Genomic DNA, 23,068 nt, shown 5'->3' with positions numbered 1-23,068 from the left:
TCACAGGGGTGACGGACGACAGCAGATCTGACGAGGAGGCCATTGCCGTATGGGATGCGAAACACGCCCCACCGGCAATGGCCTTCCTCGTATGCGCACCACGTGAAAGAGGCGGGATCCCCCATGACCACCAAGGCCCAGAAGAGCGACGACGGCAAAGTACGCGGCCGGTTTCTGCTGAAGCTGTCCGGAGAGGCCTTCTCCGGCGGTGGCGGCCTGGGCGTCGACCCCGACGTGGTGCACAAGATCGCCCGCGAGATCGCGGCCGTCGTACGCGACGGCGCGCAGATCGCGGTCGTCATCGGCGGCGGCAACTTCTTCCGCGGCGCCGAACTCCAGCAGCGCGGCATGGACCGGGCCCGCTCCGACTACATGGGCATGCTCGGCACCGTCATGAACTGCCTGGCCCTCCAGGACTTCCTGGAGAAGGTGGGCGTGGACTGCCGCGTGCAGACCGCCATCACCATGGGCCAGGTCGCCGAGCCCTACATCCCGCTGCGCGCCGTACGCCATCTGGAGAAGGGCCGCGTGGTGATCTTCGGCGCCGGTATGGGCATGCCGTACTTCTCCACCGACACCACCGCCGCCCAGCGCGCCCTGGAGATCGACGCAGAGGCGCTGCTGATGGGCAAGAACGGCGTGGACGGGGTCTACGACTCCGACCCGAAGACCAACCCGGACGCCGTGAAGTTCGACCACCTCGGCTACGGCGAGGTCATCACCCGCGACCTGAAGGTCGCCGACGCCACGGCCGTGACGCTGTGCCGCGACAACAAGCTCCCGATCGTGGTCTTCGAGCTGCTCGCGGAGGGCAACATCGGACGCGCCGTCAAGGGTGAGAAGATCGGCACGCTGGTGGGGGACCCCGGCAGCCGGGACTGACACCCCGAGAACAACCCCGTCCGGGGGACGGACGGGACGGAGCCGGGCCGGGGGATGGACAATGTCCTGCCGGTCGGGAACCGTGCAGGAAGAAGACGCGACGCAGCCGGCCGCCGCCCCACATGGAACCGCAGCCGGGCCTACTCAAGACACGCAGGAGCAAGTGGTGATCGAAGAGACCCTCCTCGAGGCCGAGGAGAAGATGGAGAAGGCCGTCGTGGTCGCCAAGGAGGACTTCGCCGCGATCCGCACCGGCCGTGCGCACCCGGCGATGTTCAACAAGATCGTGGCCGACTACTACGGCGCGCCGACCCCGATCAACCAGCTGGCCTCGTTCTCGGTGCCCGAGCCGCGCATGGCCGTGGTCACGCCGTTCGACAAGAGCGCGCTGCGCAACATCGAGCAGGCCATCCGCGACTCCGACCTGGGCGTCAACCCGAGCAACGACGGCAACATCATCCGGGTGGTGTTCCCCGAGCTGACCGAGGAGCGCCGCCGCGAGTACATCAAGGTCGCCAAGAGCAAGGGTGAGGACGCCAAGGTCTCCATCCGCTCCGTGCGCCGCAAGGCCAAGGACGCCATCGACAAGCTGATCAAGGACGGCGAGGTCGGCGAGGACGAGGGCCGCCGTGCGGAGAAGGAGCTCGACGACACCACCGCGAAGTACGTCGCGCAGGTGGACGAGCTCCTGAAGCACAAGGAAGCGGAGCTGCTCGAGGTCTGATGAACGACTCTTCCTGGGGGGCGCCGCCACAGGCCGGGTACTGGGGGCCCGCCGACCACCCGCATGGCCACGGGCAGGTCCACACCCCCGGCCAGGGGCACGTCCAAGGGGCCGCCCCGGCGGGTCCCGCATACGATGCGCATGACGCGCCTCAGACTCGGCCCATGCCCATCGTGCCCGACGTGGCCGCATACGGCGAAAACCAGGATGACGACCGAGGGGCCGCTCGGCGCAGCGGCCCTCCGGTCCGGAACGACACGAATCCGGAGCCCATGCCCGACGCCTCGCAGCCGGCACCCAAGCCGCAGAAGAAGAGCGCGGGTCGCGACCTGAGCGCCGCGATAGGGGTGGGGGTCGGCCTCGGCGCGGTGATCGTCGCGTCGCTGTTCGTCGTCAAGGCCGTGTTCGTCGGCGTCGTCGCGGTCGCCGTCGTGGTGGGCCTGTGGGAACTGACCAAGCGGCTGGAGGAGCGCAAGGGCATCCGGGCGCCCCTCGTGCCGCTCGCGCTCGGCGGTGCCGCGATGGTCGTCGCCGGGTACGTCCGGGGCGCCGAGGGCGCCTGGGTCGCCATGGCGCTCACCGCACTGGCCGTGCTGGTCTGGCGCATGACGGAACCGCCGGAGAACTACCTCAGGGACGTCACGGCGGGCGTCTTCGCGGCGTTCTACGTGCCGTTCCTGGCGACGTTCGTCGCGATGATGCTGACCGCGGACGACGGGCCGCAGCGGGTGCTCACCTTCCTGCTGCTGACGGTCGTCAGCGACACCGGTGCCTACGCCGTCGGCTGGCGCTTCGGCCGGACCAAGCTCGCCCCGCGCATCAGCCCCGGCAAGACCCGTGAGGGCCTGCTCGGCGCGGTCGCCTTCGCCATGGTCGTGGGCGCGCTGTGCCTGGAGTTCCTCATCGACGACGGTGCCTGGTGGCAGGGCCTGCTGCTGGGCCTCGCGGTCGCGGTCAGCGCCACGCTCGGCGACCTCGGCGAGTCCATGATCAAGCGGGACCTCGGCATCAAGGACATGGGCACGCTGCTGCCGGGCCACGGCGGCATCATGGACCGGCTCGACTCGCTGCTGCCCACGGCCCCCGTGGTGTGGCTGCTGCTCGTGCTCTTCGTGGGATCCGGCTGAGCGGATCCGCCCCGGTGAGCCCCCGTCCACCACGGCGGGGGCTCGCCGTCTTTCTCGGGGAGGCGGCGGGCTTCGCGGAGTGGGACGATTCAGGTGTACGCCGCAAAGGGGGTCATCATGTCCGCCATTCGACAGTCCATCGATGTCGACCGCGCTCCCACGGACGTCTACGACTACGTCATGGACACCCCGCGCATGCCGGAGTGGCAGCTGAGCGCCGTGTCCGCGGAGCGCCTCGACGAGGGGCCCGTCGGCATCGGCTCCAAGGTCCGGGTCACCCGGCACATCGGTCGTCGCACGATGCCGATGACCATGGAGGTCACCGAGTACGACCCGCCGCACAGCTGGGGCCTGCGCGGGATCGACGGCCCCGTCCGGGCACGGGTCCACGGCGAGGTCGAGCCGTTCGACGAGGGCCGCCGCTCCCACGTGACGATCGAGGTCGACTTCGAGGGCCACGGCATGGGCAAGGTCCTCGTCCCCTTCGTCGTCCGCCCCCAGGTTCGCAAGGAACTCCCGCGTAACGAGCAGCTCCTCAAGGACCGGCTGGAGCACACGGGCGAGTAGGCGCTCTCACTCCCGGTGCCGCAGGCGGGGCACGGGCCACCGTGAACGATCTGCGACACTGGTTGAGCCATGCCTAAGCCCGGAGAACTCACATTCGTCGCCCCGCGCGGAGCCAAGAAGCCGCCGCGGCATCTCGCCGACCTCACTCCTGCCGAGCGCAAGGAGGCCGTCGCCGCTGTCGGGGAGAAGCCGTTTCGCGCCAAGCAGCTCTCGCAGCACTACTTCGCGCGGTACGCGCACGATCCGGAGCAGTGGACCGACATCCCGGCCGGTGCCCGGGGGCGGTTGCAGGAGGCGCTGCTGCCCGAGCTGATGACCGTCGTGCGGCATCTGTCGACCGACCAGGGCACCACCCGCAAGACGCTGTGGCGGCTGTTCGACGGGACGCTCGTCGAGTCGGTGCTGATGCGCTACCCGGACCGGGTGACCATGTGCATCAGCTCGCAGGCGGGATGCGGCATGAACTGCCCGTTCTGCGCGACCGGGCAGGCGGGCCTGGACCGGAACCTGTCCACCGCCGAGATCGTCCACCAGATCGTGGACGGGATGCGGGCCCTCCGCGACGGGGAGGTCCCCGGCGGCCCCGCGCGGCTCAGCAACATCGTGTTCATGGGCATGGGCGAGCCGCTCGCGAACTACAACCGGGTCGTCGGCGCCATCCGGCGGCTCACCGACCCCGAGCCCGACGGCGTCGGCCTGTCGCAGCGCGGGATCACCGTGTCCACCGTCGGTCTGGTGCCGGCCATCCACCGGTTCGCCGACGAGGGCTTCAAGTGCCGGTTGGCGATCTCGCTGCACGCGCCCGACGACGAGCTGCGCGACACCCTCGTGCCCGTGAACACGCGGTGGAAGCTGCGGGAGGTGCTGGACGCGGGCTTCGAGTACAGCGCCAAGTCCGGGCGGCGGCTGTCGATCGAGTACGCGCTGATCCGGGACATCAACGACCAGGCGTGGCGGGGTGACCGGCTCGGACGGCTGCTCAAGGGCAAGCCCGTGCACGTGAACCTGATTCCGCTCAACCCGACGCCCGGGTCGAAGTGGACCGCCTCGCGGCCCGAGGACGAGAAGGCGTTCGTGGAGGCCATCGCCGCGCATGGTGTGCCGGTGACGATCCGGGACACCCGTGGACAGGAGATCGACGGGGCGTGTGGTCAGCTCGCGGCCACCGAACGGTAGTCTGACCGTCGTACATACACCTTCATATTCCGACAGGGGAGCGCCACAGCGCTGAGAGTGCGGCACACGGCCGCAGACCCTCCGAACCTGGCCCAGGTCATTCTGGGTAGGGAGATCGGTCACCACTCGAGCTGTTGCGCCCTGCCCGGGACCCCGGAAGTCCCGGGCAGGGCCGCGTCTTCTCCTGGTCACTCCAGGAGGAATCCAGTGAGCATCAACATCAAGCGGCTGACGGCGGTGGCCGTCGGGCTCGGCATGGTCGGCACGCTGTCCGCGTGCGGGTCGTCCGACGGCTCCCAGGAGGCCGGCGACTCCAAGACCGTCACGCTCGTCAGCCACGACTCGTGGGCCGCGTCCGAGGACGTCATCGCGGCCTTCGAGAAGGAGTCCGGCTACAAGGTCCGCGTCCTCAAGGACGGCGACGCCGGGCAGGCCGTGAACAAGGCCGTCCTGACCAAGGACAACCCGCAGGGCGACGTCTTCTTCGGCGTCGACAACACCCTGCTGTCCCGCGCCCTCGACAACGGCCTGTTCCAGCCGTACGAGGCGAAGGGATCGGAGCGGATCAAGGCCGAGTACCGGGCCGATCAGGACAAGCACCGCGTCACGCCCGTCGACACCGGCGACATCTGCGTCAACTACGACAAGAAGTACTTCGCCGACCACAAGATCGAACCGCCGCGCAGCTTCGACGACCTGGTCGAGCCGCAGTACAAGAACCTCCTCGTGACCGAGAACGCCGCCTCCTCCTCGCCCGGTCTCGGCTTCCTGCTCGGCACCGCCGCGAAGTACGGCGACGACGGCTGGGAGGGCTACTGGAAGAAGCTCAAGGCCAACGGCGTGAAGGTCGTCGACGGCTGGGAGCAGGCCTACAACGAGGAGTTCTCCGGCTCCAGCAGCGGCAAGAAGGCCAAGGGCGACCGGCCGCTCGTCGTGTCGTACGCCTCCTCGCCGCCCGCCGAGGTGCTGTACGCCGACCCGAAGCCCACCGCCGCCCCGACCGGGGTCGCCGAGGGCACCTGCTTCCGGCAGGTCGAGTACGCGGGGCTGCTGAGCAACGCGAAGAACACCAAGGGCGGCAAGGCCTTCCTCGACTTCCTGATCAGCGAGCGGTTCCAGCAGGACATGCCGCTCAACATGTTCGTGTACCCGGTGACCGAGGGCGCCCAGGTGCCGCCCGAGTTCGCGAAGTACGGGCCGCAGGCGAAGGATCCCGAGACCATGGACCCGGCGAAGATCGCCGACCACCGTGACCAGTGGGTCAAGGCGTGGACCTCACTCGTCCTGAAGTAGCCGTCCGGCGGCGGGGCGCGGCGGCGCGGTTCGGTCTGCTGGCCGTGCCCGTCGCGTTCTTCGCGGTCTTCTTCGCCTATCCGGTCGCCGCGATCGTCGCGCGCGGCCTGAAGGTCGACGGGGTCTGGCACCTCGGGCGGATCGGGGAGGTGCTGGCGCAGTCCGACGTCCGGCACGTCCTGTGGTTCACCACCTGGCAGGCGCTCGTCTCCACCGCGCTCACCCTGATCGTCGCCCTGCCCGGCGCGTATGTCTTCGCGCGCTTCGACTTCCCGGGCAAGCAGGTGCTGCGGGCGGTGGTGACCGTGCCGTTCGTACTGCCGACGGTCGTCGTCGGTACGGCGTTCCTGGCGCTGGTCGGGCGCGGCGGGCTGCTCGACGAGCTGTGGGGCGTACGGCTGGACACCACGGTGTGGGCGATCCTGCTCGCACACGTCTTCTTCAACTACGCGGTCGTCGTCCGGACGGTCGGGGGGCTGTGGGCGCAGCTCGACCCGCGGCAGGAGGAGGCCGCGCGGATGCTCGGGGCGTCACCCCTGAAGGCCTGGCGGCGGGTCACGCTCCCGGCGCTGGCACCGGCCGTGGCCGCCGCCGCGCTCATGGTCTTCCTGTTCACCTTCACCTCCTTCGGCGTCGTCCAGATCCTCGGCGGGCCCACCTTCTCCACCCTGGAGGTGGAGATCTACCGGCAGACGTCCGAGATCTTCGACCTGTCCACGGCGGCCGTGCTGACGCTGATCCAGTTCGTGGCCGTGGGGGCGATCCTCGCCCTGCACGCCTGGACCGTGCGGCGGCGGGAGACCGCGCTGCGGCTGGTGGACGCCGCCGGGACCGCGCGCCGGCCGCGCGGCGCCGGGCAGTGGACGCTGCTGGCCGGGGTCCTGGTCACCGTCGTGGTGCTGCTCCTGCTGCCCCTGGCCGTACTGGTGCAGCGGTCCCTTGACGCGCCCGGCTTCGGCTACTACCGGGCGCTGACCAGCGACGACGGGGGAGTGTTCCTCGTCCCGCCGATCGAGGCGATCGGCAACTCCCTGTCGTACGCCGTCGCCGCCACGGCCATCGCCGTCGTGATCGGCTCCCTCGCCGCCGTCGCGCTCACCCGCCGGGACGCCGGGCGGTTCGTGCGCGGCTTCGACGCGCTGCTGATGCTGCCGCTCGGGGTGTCCGCGGTGACCGTCGGCTTCGGGTTCCTGATCGCGCTGGACGAGCCGCCGCTGGACCTGAGGTCCTCCTGGATCCTCGTGCCGCTCGCGCAGGCCCTGGTCGGGGTGCCGTTCGTGGTCCGGACGATGCTGCCCGTGCTGCGGGCCGTGGACGTACGGCTGCGGGAGGCGGCCTCGGTGCTGGGGGCCTCGCCCTCGCGGGTGTGGCGGGAGGTGGACCTGCCGATGGTCCGGCGGGCCCTGCTGATCGCGGCCGGGTTCGCCTTCGCCGTGTCGCTCGGGGAGTTCGGGGCGACGGTGTTCATCGCGCGGCCCGACAACCCGACGCTGCCGGTGGCCGTGGCCCGGCTGCTGGGGCGGCCCGGGGACCTCAACTACGGGCAGGCGATGGCCCTGTCGACGATTCTGATGGTGGTGTGCGCCGTGGCCCTGCTGGTACTGGAGAGGCTGCGGACGGACCGGACCGGGGAGTTCTAGATGCTGCTGAGTCTGCGGGGCGCGACGGTCCGTTTCGGCGGGCGGGCCGTGCTGGACGCCGTCGATCTGGAGGTCGCCGAGCACGAGATCGTGTGCGTGCTCGGGCCCAGCGGCAGCGGCAAGTCGACCCTGCTGCGGGTGGTGGCCGGGCTGCAGCCGCTCGACTCCGGGCGGGTGTCGCTCGACGGGCGGGACCAGGCGGGCGTGCCCGCGCACCGGCGGGGCGTCGGACTGATGTTCCAGGACCACCAGCTGTTCCCGCAGCGGGACGTGGGCGGCAACGTCGCCTTCGGGCTGCGCATGCACGGGGCGCCGAAGCGGCAACAGGCCGAGCACGTCCAGGAGTTGCTGGACCTCGTCGGGCTGCCGGGCGCGGCCCGCCGGTCCGTCGCCGCGCTGTCCGGCGGGGAGCAGCAGCGGGTCGCGCTGGCCCGGGCCCTGGCGCCGAGCCCCCGGCTGCTGATGCTGGACGAGCCGCTGGGCCAGCTCGACCGGTCGCTCAGGGAGCGGCTCGTCGTCGAACTCAAGGAACTGTTCGGCCGGTTGGGCACGACCGTGCTCGCCGTGACCCATGACCAGGGGGAGGCCTTCGCGCTGGCCGACCGGGTCGTGGTGATGCGGGACGGGCGGATCGCCCAGTCCGGTACGCCCCTGGAGGTGTGGCAGCGGCCCGCCGACGCGTTCGTGGCCCGCTTCCTCGGCTTCGAGAACGTCGTCGAGGCGACCGTCGGGGCGGAGGCGGCGGACACGCCGTGGGGCAAGGTGCCCGTGCCCGAGGGGGCCCCGCAGGGCACACGGACCCTGCTCGTCCGGCCCGCCGGGGTGCGCCTGGTGTCCGCCGACGCCGGGCTGCGCTGCACGGTCACCGCCCGCACCTTCAAGGGCACCCACGTGGCCGTCCACCTCCAGCCGGAGGAAGCCCCGCGCCTGGAGGCGGCCTGCGCGCTGCGGTCCGCGCCGGAGGTCGGGGGCGAGGTCGGGGTGGAGTTCGACGCGGCCGAGACCGTCGTGCTCGGCTGAGACGGGACGTGGCCCGCCCCCGGGGATCGGGGACAGGCCACGTAACGGCGTGCGGGGGCGTCAGCTGTCGCTCTTCGCCCCACGGCGGCGCATGCCGAAGAACACCGCACCGCCACCGACGACGACCAGGGCCGCCGCGATGCCGGCGATGATGCCGGTGTTGGAGTCGGCACCGGTCTCGGCGAGGTTCGACTCACCGGCCGCGGGGGCGGGCGCGTTGCCCGCCGGTGTGCTGCTCTCGCTCTCCGACGGCGCCGGAGCCGGGGTGTCGGTGTCCTCGGCGGGCTTCGACGGGGAGGCCGACGGGGTCGGCGTGGCCGGCGGAGTCGAAGCCGGGGGCTCCTCCTCCTTCTTGCAGGCCGTGGCCGGGGTGACGAGGTTCGGCTTGATGTCCTCGTCGACGTACGGGGTGGCCTTGACGTGGATGCGGTACTCGGCGTTCGGCTTCCAGTTCTCGGCGAAGGTGATGGTGGTGCCCTCGCGGGAGCCCTTGACCACCTGCTCGCCGACCTTCTTCACGTCGGCGCCGTTGTTCTCCAGGTACACGGTGACGGTCGCCGGGATGCCGGCGGGGTCCACGTCGGTGACGGTGATGACGCCCTTGTCACCGTCGCACTTCGCCTCGGCGGAGAACTCGTTGATGTTGCAGGCGAGCGCGTTGCCGGCGGCACCGAGTGCGAGGGCGGCCGAGGCCGAGGCGACACCGAGGATCCGCACGGAACGGGCGACGGTGCGGCGCCGAGTCGTACGGCGGGATACGGACAGAACTGCCACGTTTGTCCTTTACGGGATGCGCAAATGCGGGGGGTGGAGGCAGTGTTGACTGGACATCAGCACTACCGGGAGGCTCCCAGGTCTATAAGCGCCGCATAAGTAGTGTCAACGCATATGCAGGATGCAAGCAGTTGCTTTGCCAGCTTATTAACCGCCGAGACGTTTCAACGCCTCGGGCGCCTCCTCGATCCGGTCGACCAGCGCGATCCGCGCCTCCATCGACCGTCCCCTGGCCAGCGACCGCAGCAGCGGCCACGTCGGCAGCTTCTCCGTCCAGTGCGCCCGGTTCACGAGCACCATGGGCGTCGGCTCGCCGCGCGACTCGTAGTAGTTGGGCGTGGCGTTGTCGAAGATCTCCTGAACGGTCCCGGCGGCGCCGGGCAGGAACACCACACCCGCGTTGGACCGGGCCAGCAGGCCGTCCTCGCGGGTGGCGTTGGCGAAGTACTTGGCGATGTGGGACGCGAAGGCGTTCGGCGGTTCGTGGCCGTAGAACCAGGTCGGGATGCCGACGGAACGGCCGCCCTGCGGCCAGCGGCCGCGTATCTCGAAGGCGGCCGTCGCCCACTGGGTGATCGACGGGGTGAAGCGCGGTGCCTTGGCGAGCAGTTCGAGCGACTCGGTGAGCATGTCGTCGCCGAACGGGGCGGCGTACGCGCCGAGATTCGCCGCCTCCATCGCGCCCGGGCCGCCTCCGGTGGCGACCGTGAAACCGGCCCGGGCCAGCTCGCGGCCGAGTCGCGCGGCACCGGCGTACTCCTGGGTGCCGCGGGCCATCGCGTGACCGCCCATCACGCCCACCACCCGGGCGCCGGACAGGAGTTCGTCGAGGGCGTCGGAGACGGAGTCGTCGTGGACCGAGCGCAGCATGGAGGCGTAGATGTCCCGGTCGGCCTTGGTGCGCTGGAACCAGGCGTACGCCTGCGCGTCGGGGGTGGCCTCGTAGCCGTCCGCGAGCGACGCGAAGAGCTCGTCCGGCGCGTAGACGTGGCCGCGGTACGGGTCGAAGGGCAGGTCGGGGACGGGCGGGAAGACCAGGGCGCCGTCGGCGCGGACCTTCGCGGCCGCTTCCTCACGCATCGCGCAGCCGAGGAAGACCGCGCCCGCGGTGTCCGTGCCGAGCAGTTCGCGCGTGCGGTCCGTCAGGTCGACGGCCTGGACGCGGTGGCCGGCGAGTGTGCCGCGCGCCGAGACGGTGGCGTCGAACTCCTCGAGCGTCTCGATCTCACGGTCGTCGTGGTGGGCCGCATGGGCGGGCATCGTCTGCACCCGCCCATGCTGGCACAGCCACGTCTCAGCCCTCGACGGCCGACGGGTCCATCCACACGACCTCGAAGGTGTGGCCGTCCGGGTCGTCGAAGGCGCGGCCGTACATGAAGCCGTGGTCCTGGGTCTCGCCGCTGAGGGAGCCGCCCGCCGCGACCGCCTTCTCGACCAGTTCGTCGACCTTCTCGCGGCTCTCGGCGCTCAGCGCGATCAGCACCTCGCTGGTCTTCGTCGCGTCCGCGATCGCCTTCTTCGTGAACTGCGCGTACTTGTCCTTGGTGTGCACCATCACGACGATGGTGTCGCTGATGACGACCGAGGCGGTCGACTCGTCGCTGAACTGCTCGTTGATCGAGTAGCCGAGCTCCGTGAAGAACTTCTTGGAGGCGTCGAGGTCGTTGACGCACAGGTTCACGAAGATCATCTGCTGGTACATGCGGGGTCTCTCCCATCGGGTCCGTGTCGTTACGCGGGGATAGACCTGGGTACGGCGCGGAACTCATCGGTGTTCGGAGATTTTTTTTGCACGGGTTTTTTCCGGCGGGCTCCGGCGCGCTTCAGCGGGCCAGCGGCAGTGCCGCCAACTCGGCGACCGTCAGGGTGAGCGGGCCGAACAGGGCGAGCAGGGCGCCCGCGCGCAGGGCGGCGGCGCCGCGCAGCATCGTCGCGGGGGCGCCGAGGCGCAGCAGCGCGGCGGTGATGTCGGCCCGGGCCTGCCGGGCCTCGACGGCGGCCGTGAGGAGCGTGCCCACGGTGCATCCGGTCACGACGAGCACGCCGAGGGTGGTGAGCGGGCCGAGCGACAGTCCGTCCGGGAGGTGCAGCAGTGCCATGGCCCACGCGGCCGACAGGACCGCGCTGACGACGCCCAGGGGACGGCCGATGCGGCGGGCCTCGGCCATGAGGATGCGCCCGGCCAGCAGCCGCAGCGCGCCGGGGCGGGCCGACTGGAGGAGCCGTCCGCACAGGTGCGTCAGGCCCGGGCCGGCCAGGGCCAGGCCGACGGCGGCCAGCGCCCAGCCCGCCAGGACGCCGGGGGACGCGCCGGAGAAGGTGAGGTCGGGGGCGGTCGGGGCGGTGCGGCTCGTGTAGGTCTCCACGGCGAGGCCCGCGGCCAGCAGGGTGATGCCCCAGGGGAGACCGGTCGGGGCGGTGGTGGGGGAGCCGCTGGTGCCGGGCGGGTCCGGCAGGGCCGCCGCGAGGGCGGCGGGGTCGTCGGCGCCACGCGCTGCGGCCGGACTCGGGGCGGACCGCTGGGCGGGCGTCCCGTCGGGGCGGGGCGCGCTCACCGGGTCCGGCGCCTGCGAAGGCCGGGTGGGGTGGGCGGTGTTCAGCGGATCCCGGGTCGGGCCGTCGTCGGGGTGCTCGGGGGCGGACGGCGCCGGGTGCCGGGCCGGGGCGCCGTCGGAGCCGCCGGGGTCGGGCGCCGCCGGGTGCCGTACGGGATCACCGTCGGGCCGGGCGGAGCCCCCCGAGTCCGGCTCCGCCGGGTGGCGGGCCGGGTCGCCGTACGGGATCACCGCACTCACCGTGTCGCGGGCCGCGGGATCCGCGAGCGCGCTCACCGTGCCGCCGGAGCCGGAGCCGGAGCCGGAGCCGGAGCCGGAGCCGGAGCCGGAGCCGGAGCCGGTGTCGGTGTCGGTCGGGGTGGGGGTGCGGGCGACGGTCGTCACCGAGGCAGGTTCGCCGGTGCGGGCCTGCGGAGGGCTGCCCTGCGACGCCGAGCCGGTGGAGCCGCCGTGCGCGGGCCGGACGTTCTGCCGTCCGAACCGGCCGTACACCCCGAAGGTCTCGCGCTTGCTGTCGCGGCGGTACGCGCCGAAGCGGCCGTACGTCCGGGACGCCCGGGGCGCCGCCGGTCCGGTCTCCCGCGGCCGCAGCGCCAGCGCCACGGCCGCCGACGCGCCGACGGGGACGATCGCCAGCAGCGTCAAGGTGCCCGCCAGCGGCAGGGGCCGGCCGGAGGCGAGGGGCCCGGCGGCCGCCCCGTCGAAGGGCAGGCCCGACAGATCGCCCCGCAGGTGCAGGAAGACGAGCAGGGCCAGCATGGAGCCGAGCGTGCAGGACAGGGCCGTCGTCGCCGCCGAGACGACCAGCAGGCGCAGCGGGCCGAGGCCGATCGCGGAGAGGCCGGGTCGGGGTTGCGTGGCGGGGTCGGTGCGGGCCACCGCGACGGCGAAGTAGATCGTGGCGGCCAGCGGGGCCGCGCACCAGGCCAGACGCGTCAGGGACTCGCCGGTGGTGCCGGGGTGCCCGAGGGCGTGGCCCAGGGTGCACAGCACCAGGAAGCTCGTGCCCGCCGAGGCCGCCGCGACCAGGAGGCGGCGCAGCTGGACGGCGGGGTGGGCGCCGCGGGTCAGACGGAGAGCGAGCACGCGGCCCGGCCTTCCGGCTCGGTGGTCTCGGCGACCGGCGGCAGGTGCACCGTCTGCACGCGCCGCCCGTCGAGCAACGACACCGTGCGGTCGGCGAGGGCCGCGGTCTCCGCGTCGTGGGTGGCCAGCACGACGGTGATGCCGTGGGAGCGGGCCGCCGTGGTGAGGGTGCGCAGGACGTGGGCGCGGTCGGCGCGGTGCAGCGGGGCCGTGGGCTCGTCCGCGAACAGCACCGAGGGGGCGGGGGCGAGCGCGCGGGCGATGCAGACGCGCTGGCGCTCGGCCTGGACCAGCTGGTGCGGGCGCTTGCGGGCGCCGTCGCCGATGTCCAGGCGCTCCAGCCACTCCAGCGCGGCCGTCTTGGCGCGGCGCCGGCTGGTGCCGCGCAGCATCAGCGGCAGGGCCGTGTTCTCCCAGGCGTTGAGCTCCGGGACCAGCGAGGGGGCCGGGTCGATCCAGCCGAAGCGGTCGCGGCGCAGCCGTTCCCGGGTGAGCGGGCCCATGGTGTGCACGGGCACGCTGTTGAACCAGACCTCGCCGCGCCGCACGGGCACCAGGCCGGACAGGCACCGCAGCAGGGTCGTCTTGCCGCTGCCGCGCGGGCCGCTGACGGCGAGGATCTCGCCCTCGCGGACGCCGAGCGAGACGCCGCAGAGCGCGGGCGAGCCGTCGTCGTGCTGGAAGTGCAGGGCACGTGCCCAGAGCACGTCGTTGTCCGGCGGGGCCTCCATGGGCGTACACCTCGGTTCAGATCCGTAGTTCCCGTGCCATCCCCCGTGCGGGGGAACGAAGGCAGGGCCGATCGGTCACTGGGCACGCTAGGCAGAAAGGCGGCTCGGCTCCGGACAGCACGCGGCCCCGGGCCGCCGTTTCTCACTCGAACGGGCGGCACCGGGGCCGGTGTTGATCATCCAGGCAGACGATCGGAGCGACGCGGGGCGCGTCGGCCGGTCAGAGCTTGGTCCACGCCTCCGAGAGGGTGGCCCGCAGGATCTGCTCGATCTCGTCGAACGTCGACTGGTCCGAGATCAGCGGCGGGGCGAGCTGGACGACCGGGTCGCCGCGGTCGTCGGCCCGGCAGTACAGGCCGTTCTCGTACAGCTTCTTGGAGAGGAAGCCGTACAGGACGCGCTCGGTCTCGTCGGCGTCGAAGGACTCCTTGGTGGCCTTGTCCTTGACGAGCTCGATGCCGTAGAAGAAGCCGTTGCCGCGGACGTCGCCGACGATCGGCAGGTCGTGGAGCTTCTCCAGGGTGGCGCGGAAGTTGCCCTCGTTGTCCAGGACGTGCTGGTTGAGGTTCTCGCGCTCGAACAGGTCGAGGTTGGCCAGGCCCACGGCCGCGGAGACCGGGTGGCCGCCGAAGGTGTAGCCGTGCAGGAAGGTGTTGTCGCCCTGGTAGAACGGCTCGGCCAGGCGGTCGGAGATGATGCAGGCGCCGATCGGGGAGTAGCCCGAGGTCATGCCCTTGGCGCAGGTGATCATGTCCGGGACGTAGTCGAACTTGTCGCAGGCGAAGTACGTGCCCAGGCGGCCGAAGGCGCAGATGACCTCGTCCGAGACGAGCAGCACGTCGTGCCGGTCGCAGATCTCGCGGACCCGCTGGAAGTAGCCGGGCGGGGGCGGGAAGCAGCCGCCCGCGTTCTGCACCGGCTCCAGGAAGACCGCGGCGACCGTGTCCGGGCCCTCGAAGAGGATCTGCTGCTCGATCTGGTCGGCGGCCCAGCGGCCGAAGGCCTCCGGGTCGTCGCCGAAGAGCGGGGCGCGGTAGATGTTGGTGTTCGGGACCTTGTGCGCGCCCGGCACCAGCGGCTCGAACGGGGCCTTCAGGCCCGGCAGGCCGGTGATGGACAGGGCGCCCTGCGGGGTGCCGTGGTAGGCGACCGCCCGGGAGATCACCTTGTGCTTGGTGGGCTTGCCGACCAGCTTGAAGTACTGCTTGGCGAGCTTCCAGGCGGTCTCGACGGCCTCGCCGCCACCGGTCGTGAAGAAGACCTTGTTCAGGTCGCCCGGCGCGTGGTGGGCCAGGCGCTCGGCGAGCTCGATCGCCTTGGGGTGGGCGTAGGACCACACGGGGAAGAACGCCAGCTCCTGCGCCTGCTTGAAGGCGGTCTCGGCCAGCTCGACGCGGCCGTGCCCGGCCTGCACCACGAACAGGCCGGCGAGGCCGTCCAGGTAGCGCTTGCCCTGGTCGTCGTAGATGTACGTGCCCTCGCCCCGGACGATGGTGGGGACGGGGGCCTTCTCGTACGACGACATTCGCGTGAAGTGCATCCACAGGTGGTCGTACGCGGACTGGGAGAGGTCCTTGCTCACGGCTATCGGGTCCTCACGGTTATCGGGTTCCCCACATGTAGGTCTGCTTCTTGAGCTTCAGGTAGACGAAGCTCTCGGTGGAGCGCACTCCTGGGACGGCCCGGATGCGTTTGTTGATGACGTCCAGGAGGTGGTCGTCGTCCTCGCAGACGATCTCCACCATCAGGTCGAAGGAGCCCGCGGTCATCACCACGTACTCGCACTCGGACATGGCCGTCAGCGCGTCGGCGACCGACTCCACGTCGCCCTCGACGTTGACGCCGACCATCGCCTGTCTGCGGAAGCCCACGGTGAGCGGGTCCGTGACGGCGACGATCTGCATCACGCCCTGGTCGAGCAGCTTCTGGACGCGCTGGCGCACGGCCGCCTCGGACAGGCCCACGGCCTTGCCGATGGCGGCGTACGGCCGGCGGCCGTCCTCCTGGAGCTGCTCGATGATGGCGAGGGAGACGGCGTCCAGCTGGGGCGAGCTGCCGTTCCTGGACTCTCGGGAGGGCTCGCGGTGCTCCCGCGAGTCCTTCTGGTCTGCGCTTCGACTGGCCACGAGGTCACTGTGCACGAGGTCTCGACACTTCCGCAAGCCGTGATCGATGAAATCCGTTGTTTTCATCGTCCAGTGCTGCGGATTCCGCATGAACGATGGGAGCGGGGGTGTTGAAAACGTGGGTCGGCCGACTAGGGTGGGTGTCTCAAGTACTGGACATCCGAACTGGAGGGCCGGCAGTGAGCACCGAGCTGCGTCGTCTGCGCAACTACATCGGCGGTGAGTTCCGGGACGCCGCCGACGGACGGACCACCGAGGTGGTCAATCCCGCGACGGGCGAGGCGTACGCGACCGCTCCGCTGTCCGGGCAGGCGGACGTGGACGCCGCGATGGCGGCGGCCGCCGAGGCCTTCCCCGGCTGGCGCGACACCACGCCCGCCGAGCGCCAGAAGGCCCTGCTGAAGATCGCGGACGCCTTCGAGGAGCGCGCCGAGGAGCTGATCGCGGCCGAGGTGGAGAACACGGGCAAGCCGGTCGGGCTGACCCGCTCCGAGGAGATCCCGCCGATGGTCGACCAGATCCGCTTCTTCGCGGGTGCGGCGCGGATGCTGGAGGGCCGCTCGGCCGGCGAGTACATGGAGGGCCTCACCTCCATCGTCCGCCGTGAGCCGGTCGGGGTCTGCGCGCAGGTCGCGCCGTGGAACTACCCGATGATGATGGCCGTGTGGAAGTTCGCCCCGGCGATCGCGGCGGGCAACACGGTCGTGCTGAAGCCGTCCGACACCACCCCGGCCTCCACCGTCCTGATCGCGGAGATCCTCGGCGGGATCCTGCCGAAGGGCGTCTTCAACGTCATCTGCGGCGACCGCGAGACCGGCCGCATGATGGTCGAGCACGGGATCCCGGCGATGGCCTCCATCACCGGCTCGGTGCGGGCGGGCATCCAGGTCGCCGAGTCCGCCTCCAAGGACGTCAAGCGCGTCCACCTGGAGCTGGGCGGCAAGGCGCCGGTCGTGGTCTTCGAGGACACCGACATCGCCAAGGCCGTCGAGGACATCTCGGTCGCGGGCTACTTCAACGCCGGCCAGGACTGCACGGCCGCCACGCGCGTGCTCGTTCACGAGTCCATCCACGACGAGTTCGTCTCCGCGCTGTCGAAGGCCGCCGCCGAGACGAAGACCGGGCAGCCGGACGACGAGGACGTGCTCTACGGGCCGCTCAACAACCCCAACCAGCTCAAGCAGGTCGAGGGCTTCATCGACCGGCTGCCCGCGCACGCGCGCGTGGAGACCGGCGGCAAGCGGGTCGGCGACAAGGGCTACTTCTACGCGCCGACCGTCGTCTCGGGCCTGAAGCAGGACGACGAGATCATCCAGAAGGAGGTCTTCGGCCCGGTCATCACCGTGCAGTCCTTCCGCGACGAGGACCAGGCGGTGGAGTGGGCCAACGGCGTGGAGTACGCCCTCGCCTCCTCCGTGTGGACCAAGGACCACGGCCGCGCCATGCGGATGAGCAAGAAGCTCGACTTCGGCTGCGTGTGGATCAACACGCACATCCCCCTGGTCGCGGAGATGCCGCACGGCGGCTTCAAGAAGTCCGGCTACGGCAAGGACCTGTCGGCGTACGGCTTCGACGACTACACGCGGATCAAGCACGTGATGACGTCGCTGGACGCGTAACCCTCCCCGCACTGCCGAGCGGCCCCGGACGGTTCCTCTCCGTCCGGGGCCGCTCGTGCGTCCGGGGCGCCCGGAGACCCCGGTGCGCAAAAACTGTTATCCCCGCAGACTCTCCACCGTCTCCGCACATGTGATCCCCGACATGGCGAGGACCCCGGTACCGGCTGAGAGGGTGCGTGCGGAACATCAGTGAACCCAGGCGTCGAGAGGGCACCGTGGACAGTCAGCACTGGCGCGCCACCATCACGGCGGCGCAGTCCGGCGACCGGCAGGCGCTGGACGAGCTGGTCGCGGGCTGGCTGCCGCTGGTCTACAACATCGTGGGCCGGGCCCTGAACGGCCACGCCGACGTCGACGACGTCGTCCAGGAGACCATGCTGCGCGCGGTCGACAACCTCGGCTCGCTGCGCGACCCCGACAGCTTCCGGTCCTGGCTGGTGGCGATCGCCATGCGGCAGATCCGGGACCGGGCCCGGCGCCGGACGGCGGACCCGCTTCCGGAGGCACCCGCCGCCGACTTCGCCGAACTGACCGTGCTCCGCCTCCAGCTGGAGGGCCAGCGGCGCGAGGTCGCCGAGGCGGCGCGGTGGCTGGACGACGAGGACCGGCAGCTGCTGTCGCTGTGGTGGCTGGAGGTCGCGGGCGAACTGACCCGGCGCGAGCTGGCCGCCGCCGTCGGCATCACCCGGCAGCACGCCGCCGTGCGCGTCCAGCGGATGAAGGAGCGTCTGGAGACCTCGCGCGGCATCGTCCGCGCCCTGGACGGCGCCTGCCCCGACCTGCGCGAACTGACCGGCCGCTGGGACGGCAGGCCCGACTCGGTGTGGCGCAAGCGGCTCGCCCGGCACATCCGCGGCTGCGGCTACTGCGGCGACACCCCCGAGTCCGTCGTACCGGCGGAACGCCTCCTCGTCGGCATCGCCCTGGTCCCGCTGCCGGTCGGGTTCACGCTGTCGCTCGCCTTCGGCGGGAAGACGGCCGTGGCCGCCACGTCCGCCGGCTGGTCCGCCAAGCTGCTGGGCGCGCTCACCAAGCCGGCCGTCGCGATGACGGCGGGGGCGACGATCGTCGCCGGCGGCGCCTACGTCGTCACCCAGCCGCCGGACGCCCCGCCGCCCCGGGCCGCGGTCACCCCCACCGCGACGGCCACCTCGGAACGACCGCCGTCCTCCGCCCCGCCCGCCCCCGAGCCCTCGCCGTCGGTGACGAAGAAGGCCGACCCGTACGGCACGGTCGTCGACGCCGTCGACCGCGCCCCCGACCCGGACGCCCGGCCCGCCGCGCTGCCGCGCCGCCCCGAGTCCGGCCTCATCAGCACCGGCGGACCGAAGGCGGTCATGCAGCACCGCGGCGACAGCGTGACGCTCACCGGGCAGGGCTACGTCCTGGTCCGCTGGCAGATCTCGCCCAAGTCCCGGCCGGGCGCACTGGTCATGCCCAGCTGGACCGGCCTGAAGGGCAGGCTGTTCCACGTGGCGTCCGGCGGCTGGCGCCGGATGGACGACCCGCTGCCCGGCGCCCCGAACGGCTACGCCACCGGCATGGGCGGCCCCGCCATCGGCTGGGCCGTCCTGCCGCCCGGCACCCAGCAGATGTGGCAGAACGAGTACTTCTACCTCGACGGCACCGTCACCCTCACCCAGAACGAGCGGGGCTGCGACTACGGCCTGACCGTGTTCCCGTCGAGCTGGGAGGCCGTGGACAAGGACGTCAACGAGGGGCCCGAGCAGGGCGCGATCCGCTACGGCCTCGTCCGCGACACCGGCACGGACAGCGCGCCGGTGCCGCAGTACGTCACCCGCTCGACCCCGGCCGATCCGGCGACGGTGCCGCAGCGCTCGCGCGTGTAGCGCACAGCACGTCGACGCGGTTGGTCGTGATCGAGTCCACGCCCGTGGCCAGGAGCCGGCGCATGGAGCGGCGGGTGTCGGGGGTCCAGACCGACAGCAGGTAGCCGTCGCGGTGGACGCGGTCGGCGAGCGCGCGGTCCACCAGCGGGAACCGGTAGTTGAGCCAGCGCGGGCGGATCGCCTCCAGCAACACGGGCCGTGGCGGGGCCAGTGTCGTCCAGGTGAGGGCGATCTCGGCGTCCGGGTCCGCCGCGCGTACGGCGAGCATGGCGTCGGCGCCCGCGCAGTAGTAGACGCGGTCCGCCGCCCCGGCCTCCCGGACGGCGTCCGTGACCCGGCGCACCGCCCGCACGTCGGGCGAGCCGGGCAGGTCGATCATCACCCGGTGCCCGTCGGCCGCGGCCAGCGCCTCCGTCAGGGTCGGCACCCCGCCGCCGGTCAGCCCGCGCACCTCGTCGAAGGACAGCGCGAGCACCGGCCGCTCGTGCTCCCAGAGCCGCTTGAGCGTCGCGTCGTGCAGCAGTACCGGCACGCCGTCCCGGGTGAGCCGTACGTCGATCTCCACCGCGTCGGCGCCCCGGGCGAGCGCGGACCTGAGCGAGGCCACGGTGTTCTCGCGGACGCGGTAGGGGTCTCCCCGGTGGGCCACGGCGGTCACGGCCCGCCCGGGGCGCTGCGCAGGGGACGTCACCGGTCGAGCCACCCCGCGGTGTACGTGTCGATCTCGCCCTTGATCCCGGCCTTGCCGGCCTCGTCCAGGAAGGACACCTCGACGGCGTTCTTCGCCAGGTCGGCCAGGCCCCGCTCGTCGAGGTCGAGGAGCCGGGCGGCGACCGCGTACTCGTTCTCCAGGTCCGTGCCGAACATCGGCGGGTCGTCGGAGTTGATCGTGACGACGACCCCCGCCTTCACGAACTCCTTGATCGGGTGCTCGTCGAGGGTGCGGACCGCGCGCGTGGCGATGTTGGAGGTCGGGCACACCTCCAGCGGGATCCGGTGCTCGGCGAGGTGCGCGAGCAGCTTCGGGTCCTGCGCGGAGCTGGTGCCGTGCCCGATGCGCTCGGCCCGCAGGTGCGTCAGCGCGTCCCAGACCGTCTCGGGGCCGGTGGTCTCGCCGGCGTGCGGCACGGAGTGCAGCCCGGCCGCGATCGCGCGGTCGAAGTAGGGCTTGAACTGCGGCCGGGGCACGCCGACCTCGGGCCCGCCGAGCCCGAAGGAGACCAGGCCCTCGGGGCGCAGCCGGTCGTCGGTGGCGAGCCGGGTCGTCTCCTCGGCGGCCTCCAGGCCCGCCTCGCCGGGGATGTCGAAGCACCAGCGCAGCACCGTCCCGAACTCGGCCTCGGCGGCCTTGCGGGCGTCCTCGATCGCGTCCATGAAGGCACGCTCGTCGATGCCGCGCCGCGTGGACGAGAACGGCGTGATGGTCAGCTCGGCGTACCGCACCTGCTGCCGGGCCAGGTCCCGGGCCACCTCGTAGGTCAGCAGCCGGACGTCCTCCGGGGTGCGGATCAGGTCGACGACCGACAGGTACACGTCGATGAAGTGCGCGAAGTCGGTGAACGTGAAGTAGTCGACCAGGGCCGCGGGGTCGGTCGGCACCTTCGAGTCGGGGTGCCGGGCGGCCAGCTCGGACACGATCCGGGGGGAGGCGGAGCCCACGTGGTGCACGTGCAGTTCGGCCTTGGGCAGTCCGGCGATGAATGCCTTCAGGTCACGCGGGGCCTGGGGGTCGACGAGATGCTCGGTCAAGGGTTCCTCCCCGGAACGGCGCCCCGGCCGGAGCATGGCTCGGGCGGGCGCGGGTGATCGGCTGATCGGTGACTCGGGTTCATCCTAGGTGGTGGGGCAGCGCCCTCGCGGGGCCCGTGGGGCCGCGCTGCCGGCTCCGCCCACCCGCGCTGCGACGCGCGCCGGACGGCCCCGTAGCATGGCGGCACGATCGACCCAGGGGGGATGCACAGATGACGGACCCGACGCAGCCCGGCGGAGGCGGCGGCCACGACCCGTGGGCGCCCCCGGAGAACAAGCCGTCGCTCGACAAGGACCAGCCGCCCACCCAGGGGCCGCCGTCCGTGCACGACCAGGCCACGGTCACCTCGATGCCGAACGCGGGCTTCACCCCGCCCACCGGCACGCCGCAGTTCGACGGCGCAGGTGCCGTCCCGCCCCCGCCCGTCGCCCCCGGCGGCTACGGCTACCCCGGCTACCCCCAGGGCGGGGCCGGCTACCAGGCCGGGCCCGGCTACGGCTGGCCGGGCATGCCCGTGGCCCCTCAGAACGGCATGGGCATAGCGGCGATGGTGCTCGGCATCGTCTCCTGCACGCTGTTCTGCCTCTACGGCGTGGTCTCCCTGGTCACCGGCGTCCTCGCCGTCGTCTTCGGCATCAAGGGGCGCAAGCGCGCCGAGGCCGGTGTGGCCACGAACCACGGCCAGGCCCAGGCGGGCCTGATCATGGGCATCATCGGGATCATCCTCGGCATCGCCGTGATCGTCCTGATCGCGGTCGGCATCACGGCCGCCATCAACAGCGACGAACCGTACGACGACGACCCGTACTACGGCGCCCGGGCCCCGGTGGCCACCGCCGCGTACCACCGCTGAAACTCCCGTACGCCGCGCCGGAGTTGGCCACTACGATTCCCTGGTCTGACAACGAGGGGAGATCGTCCATGTCCAACACCAACCCCCCGCCCGGTGGGTTCGGGCCGCCGTCCCAGCCCCCGCAGCAGCCGGCCCCCGGCTACGGCTACCCGCAGCAGTCCGGCCCCGGCTACGGCTATCCGCAGGGCGGCCCCGGCTACCCGGCCGCACCGCCCGCGGGTTACGCGCACGCCCCCGGCTACGGGATACCCCCGCAGCCGAGCAACGGCATGGGGACCACCGGGCTGGTGCTGGGCATCATCGGCGTGGTGTGCAGCGTGACCTTCCTGCTGTGGTTCTTCGGCGTGATCCTGGGCATCCTGGCGATCATCTTCGGTGCCATCGGCCGCGGCAAGGCCACCCGCGGTGAGGCCACCAACAAGGGCGCGGCGACCGCCGGCCTGGTCTGCGGGATCATCGCGACCGTGATCCTGCCGCTGCTGGGCTTCCTGCTGTTCGCCAGCATCATGGGCGGACTCGGCGCGGCGGCCTGAACGAAGCTCCACACGGGGGCCGGCCCCGGGGCCGGCCCCTCGCTCATGCCGTGCGCAGCCGCTCCCGGGCCTCCATCAGCGCGAACCCCAGCAGGTTCGGCCCCCGCCACCGCTGCGGGTCCATCGCCGCCTCGTCGTCCGCGGCCAGCCCGATGCCCCACACGCGGTCCACGGGGCTCGCCTCGACCAGCACGCGGTCGCCGGTGCTCAGCAGGAACTCCCGCAGGTCCGGGTGGGCGCCGAACTTGTGGACGGACCCCTCGACGACGATCCGGAACCGCTCCCGGGCCCATATCGCCTCGTCGAACCCGCGCACCAGCCGACCGGCCTTCTTCGCCTCGGCGGGATGCCCGGCCGCCAGCACGGCACGCTCCGCCGCCGCGTCCTCGAAGAGGCGGGCCTTGCCGGCCATCATCCAGTGCTCGGCCGTCGCGTACGCCACGCCGTCCACCGTGAACGGCGACGGCCACCACTGGCTCAGACAGCTCGGCCCGATCCGGCCGTCCGGCCGCGGCCGGTGCCCCCAGAAGTGCAGATACTTGGCCCTGGCCCCCGCACGGACCGCCTCGATCAAGGCTTCCCGCGAGGCGGCCGCCCCCGTGATCCTCTCCATGCACGCGAGTCTGGCACGCACCACTGACACAGCGTCCTGCCTTTTCCCGGCGGACTCGACACCTGGTCGACAGATTCCGTCGCGTAACCAAAAATCAACAACGGAATCCCTTGTTGGTGTGCCATCCCTCTGTCAGGATCGGCACTCAA

At 71.8% G+C, this 23,068-nt stretch carries 22 protein-coding genes and 1 riboswitch; of the genes, 12 read left to right on the top strand and 10 right to left on the bottom strand.

Going from position 1 to position 23,068, the window contains the following annotated elements; all coding sequences use genetic code 11:
* Window positions 1-123: 123 nt before the first annotated feature.
* From pyrH to ACSUPV_RS11140, 8 genes are all read left to right on the top strand, one after another.
* Window positions 124-882 (top strand): UMP kinase, encoded by a 759-nt coding sequence (gene pyrH / locus ACSUPV_RS11175; RefSeq protein ID WP_010044452.1) that lies wholly within the window; start codon window positions 124-126, stop codon window positions 880-882.
* A gap of 166 nt (window positions 883-1,048) precedes the next feature.
* On the top strand, window positions 1,049-1,606 hold the full coding sequence (gene frr, locus ACSUPV_RS11170; protein WP_031120910.1) for a ribosome recycling factor: 558 nt from the start codon (window positions 1,049-1,051) through the stop codon (window positions 1,604-1,606).
* Window positions 1,606-2,733 carry a phosphatidate cytidylyltransferase gene (locus tag ACSUPV_RS11165; protein ID WP_078650889.1) on the top strand — a complete coding sequence of 376 codons (1,128 nt, stop codon included), beginning with the start codon at window positions 1,606-1,608 and terminating at the stop codon, window positions 2,731-2,733. Before frr ends, ACSUPV_RS11165 begins: the two co-directional genes overlap by 1 nt.
* Window positions 2,734-2,850: 117 nt before the next feature.
* On the top strand, window positions 2,851-3,300 hold the full coding sequence (locus ACSUPV_RS11160; RefSeq protein ID WP_031120908.1) for an SRPBCC family protein: 450 nt from the start codon (window positions 2,851-2,853) through the stop codon (window positions 3,298-3,300).
* Window positions 3,301-3,369: 69 nt separating this feature from the next.
* Window positions 3,370-4,476 (top strand): 23S rRNA (adenine(2503)-C(2))-methyltransferase RlmN, encoded by a 1,107-nt coding sequence (gene rlmN / locus ACSUPV_RS11155; RefSeq protein ID WP_436947409.1) that lies wholly within the window; start codon window positions 3,370-3,372, stop codon window positions 4,474-4,476.
* A gap of 24 nt (window positions 4,477-4,500) precedes the next feature.
* Window positions 4,501-4,607, top strand: a riboswitch (TPP riboswitch).
* A gap of 124 nt (window positions 4,608-4,731) precedes the next feature.
* Entirely contained in the window at window positions 4,732-5,769 is a 1,038-nt protein-coding gene (locus ACSUPV_RS11150) for a thiamine ABC transporter substrate-binding protein (RefSeq protein ID WP_436949892.1), read from the top strand.
* The gene (locus ACSUPV_RS11145; protein ID WP_436947408.1) at window positions 5,745-7,409 is read left to right on the top strand and encodes an ABC transporter permease; all 1,665 of its coding nucleotides are present in this window, start codon (window positions 5,745-5,747) and stop codon (window positions 7,407-7,409) included. The genes ACSUPV_RS11150 and ACSUPV_RS11145 overlap by 25 nt, the downstream gene beginning before the upstream one ends.
* Complete coding sequence (locus tag ACSUPV_RS11140; RefSeq protein WP_436947407.1) at window positions 7,410-8,429, top strand: ABC transporter ATP-binding protein; 1,020 nt, start codon at window positions 7,410-7,412, stop codon at window positions 8,427-8,429.
* A gap of 60 nt (window positions 8,430-8,489) precedes the next feature.
* On the opposite strand, the gene ACSUPV_RS11135 is transcribed toward ACSUPV_RS11140, so the two are convergent.
* The 7 genes from ACSUPV_RS11135 to ACSUPV_RS11105 form a co-directional block, all read right to left on the bottom strand.
* Window positions 8,490-9,203 carry an LAETG motif-containing sortase-dependent surface protein gene (locus tag ACSUPV_RS11135; protein WP_051851621.1) on the bottom strand — a complete coding sequence of 238 codons (714 nt, stop codon included), beginning with the start codon at window positions 9,201-9,203 and terminating at the stop codon, window positions 8,490-8,492.
* A 147-nt stretch (window positions 9,204-9,350) separates the two neighbouring features.
* Complete coding sequence (locus tag ACSUPV_RS11130; protein ID WP_359790691.1) at window positions 9,351-10,472, bottom strand: LOG family protein; 1,122 nt, start codon at window positions 10,470-10,472, stop codon at window positions 9,351-9,353.
* A gap of 25 nt (window positions 10,473-10,497) precedes the next feature.
* Window positions 10,498-10,905 carry a VOC family protein gene (locus ACSUPV_RS11125; protein ID WP_031120899.1) on the bottom strand — a complete coding sequence of 136 codons (408 nt, stop codon included), beginning with the start codon at window positions 10,903-10,905 and terminating at the stop codon, window positions 10,498-10,500.
* A 121-nt stretch (window positions 10,906-11,026) separates the two neighbouring features.
* Window positions 11,027-12,844 (bottom strand): hypothetical protein, encoded by a 1,818-nt coding sequence (locus ACSUPV_RS11120; RefSeq protein ID WP_436947406.1) that lies wholly within the window; start codon window positions 12,842-12,844, stop codon window positions 11,027-11,029.
* Entirely contained in the window at window positions 12,826-13,575 is a 750-nt protein-coding gene (locus ACSUPV_RS11115) for an ABC transporter ATP-binding protein (protein WP_037763846.1), read from the bottom strand. Before ACSUPV_RS11115 ends, ACSUPV_RS11120 begins: the two co-directional genes overlap by 19 nt.
* A gap of 220 nt (window positions 13,576-13,795) precedes the next feature.
* The gene (locus tag ACSUPV_RS11110) at window positions 13,796-15,163 is read right to left on the bottom strand and encodes an aspartate aminotransferase family protein (RefSeq protein ID WP_037763843.1); all 1,368 of its coding nucleotides are present in this window, start codon (window positions 15,161-15,163) and stop codon (window positions 13,796-13,798) included.
* 13 nt (window positions 15,164-15,176) lie between these two features.
* A complete protein-coding gene (locus ACSUPV_RS11105; RefSeq protein WP_037763841.1) occupies window positions 15,177-15,716 on the bottom strand; it encodes an Lrp/AsnC family transcriptional regulator in 540 nt (179 codons plus the stop codon).
* Between the two features lie 164 nt (window positions 15,717-15,880).
* Between ACSUPV_RS11105 and ACSUPV_RS11100 the strand changes: the two genes are divergently transcribed.
* Together ACSUPV_RS11100 and ACSUPV_RS11095 are read left to right on the top strand one after the other, a co-directional pair.
* Window positions 15,881-17,320: a gamma-aminobutyraldehyde dehydrogenase gene (locus ACSUPV_RS11100; RefSeq protein ID WP_436947405.1), complete on the top strand. Its 1,440-nt coding sequence runs from the start codon at window positions 15,881-15,883 to the stop codon at window positions 17,318-17,320.
* Window positions 17,321-17,535: 215 nt separating this feature from the next.
* On the top strand, window positions 17,536-19,170 hold the full coding sequence (locus tag ACSUPV_RS11095) for an RNA polymerase sigma factor (RefSeq protein WP_359794462.1): 1,635 nt from the start codon (window positions 17,536-17,538) through the stop codon (window positions 19,168-19,170).
* Here ACSUPV_RS11095 and ACSUPV_RS11090 read toward each other — a convergent pair.
* The gene (locus tag ACSUPV_RS11090; RefSeq protein ID WP_037867807.1) at window positions 19,115-19,861 is read right to left on the bottom strand and encodes a glycerophosphodiester phosphodiesterase; all 747 of its coding nucleotides are present in this window, start codon (window positions 19,859-19,861) and stop codon (window positions 19,115-19,117) included. The genes ACSUPV_RS11095 and ACSUPV_RS11090 overlap by 56 nt on opposite strands.
* Complete coding sequence (locus tag ACSUPV_RS11085) at window positions 19,858-20,919, bottom strand: adenosine deaminase (RefSeq protein ID WP_031120888.1); 1,062 nt, start codon at window positions 20,917-20,919, stop codon at window positions 19,858-19,860. Before ACSUPV_RS11085 ends, ACSUPV_RS11090 begins: the two co-directional genes overlap by 4 nt.
* 212 nt (window positions 20,920-21,131) lie before the next feature.
* On the opposite strand from ACSUPV_RS11085, the gene ACSUPV_RS11080 reads away from it, so the two are divergent.
* Window positions 21,132-21,773, top strand: coding sequence for a DUF4190 domain-containing protein (locus ACSUPV_RS11080; protein ID WP_037763829.1), 642 nt, complete (start codon window positions 21,132-21,134; stop codon window positions 21,771-21,773).
* 68 nt (window positions 21,774-21,841) lie between these two features.
* On the top strand, window positions 21,842-22,306 hold the full coding sequence (locus ACSUPV_RS11075; protein ID WP_037763826.1) for a DUF4190 domain-containing protein: 465 nt from the start codon (window positions 21,842-21,844) through the stop codon (window positions 22,304-22,306).
* A 43-nt stretch (window positions 22,307-22,349) separates the two neighbouring features.
* Here the strand turns inward: ACSUPV_RS11075 and ACSUPV_RS11070 are convergent, their stop codons facing one another.
* Window positions 22,350-22,919, bottom strand: coding sequence for an NADAR family protein (locus ACSUPV_RS11070; protein ID WP_382614821.1), 570 nt, complete (start codon window positions 22,917-22,919; stop codon window positions 22,350-22,352).
* Between the last annotated feature and the right edge of the window lie 149 nt (window positions 22,920-23,068).

Source organism: Streptomyces sp. SudanB52_2052 (assembly GCF_964272415.1).
Taxonomy (GTDB): domain Bacteria; phylum Actinomycetota; class Actinomycetes; order Streptomycetales; family Streptomycetaceae; genus Streptomyces; species Streptomyces olindensis.
The sequence above is the reverse complement of the archived record's forward strand: the minus strand, read 5'-3'. Positions and strand labels throughout refer to the sequence as shown.

What these genes read in the sequence shown, in the direction of transcription:
- rlmN (WP_436947409.1), top strand. Translation starts at nt 3,370, where the DNA reads ATGCCTAAGCCCGGAGAACTCACATTCGTCGCCCCGCGCGGAGCCAAG.
- ACSUPV_RS11115 (WP_037763846.1), bottom strand. Translation starts at nt 13,575, where the DNA reads ATGGAGGCCCCGCCGGACAACGACGTGCTCTGGGCACGTGCCCTGCAC.
- pyrH (WP_010044452.1), top strand. Translation starts at nt 124, where the DNA reads ATGACCACCAAGGCCCAGAAGAGCGACGACGGCAAAGTACGCGGCCGG.
- ACSUPV_RS11125 (WP_031120899.1), bottom strand. Translation starts at nt 10,905, where the DNA reads ATGTACCAGCAGATGATCTTCGTGAACCTGTGCGTCAACGACCTCGAC.
- ACSUPV_RS11140 (WP_436947407.1), top strand. Translation starts at nt 7,410, where the DNA reads ATGCTGCTGAGTCTGCGGGGCGCGACGGTCCGTTTCGGCGGGCGGGCC.
- ACSUPV_RS11160 (WP_031120908.1), top strand. Translation starts at nt 2,851, where the DNA reads ATGTCCGCCATTCGACAGTCCATCGATGTCGACCGCGCTCCCACGGAC.
- ACSUPV_RS11150 (WP_436949892.1), top strand. Translation starts at nt 4,732, where the DNA reads ATGGTCGGCACGCTGTCCGCGTGCGGGTCGTCCGACGGCTCCCAGGAG.
- ACSUPV_RS11075 (WP_037763826.1), top strand. Translation starts at nt 21,842, where the DNA reads ATGTCCAACACCAACCCCCCGCCCGGTGGGTTCGGGCCGCCGTCCCAG.
- ACSUPV_RS11165 (WP_078650889.1), top strand. Translation starts at nt 1,606, where the DNA reads ATGAACGACTCTTCCTGGGGGGCGCCGCCACAGGCCGGGTACTGGGGG.
- ACSUPV_RS11080 (WP_037763829.1), top strand. Translation starts at nt 21,132, where the DNA reads ATGACGGACCCGACGCAGCCCGGCGGAGGCGGCGGCCACGACCCGTGG.
- ACSUPV_RS11070 (WP_382614821.1), bottom strand. Translation starts at nt 22,919, where the DNA reads ATGGAGAGGATCACGGGGGCGGCCGCCTCGCGGGAAGCCTTGATCGAG.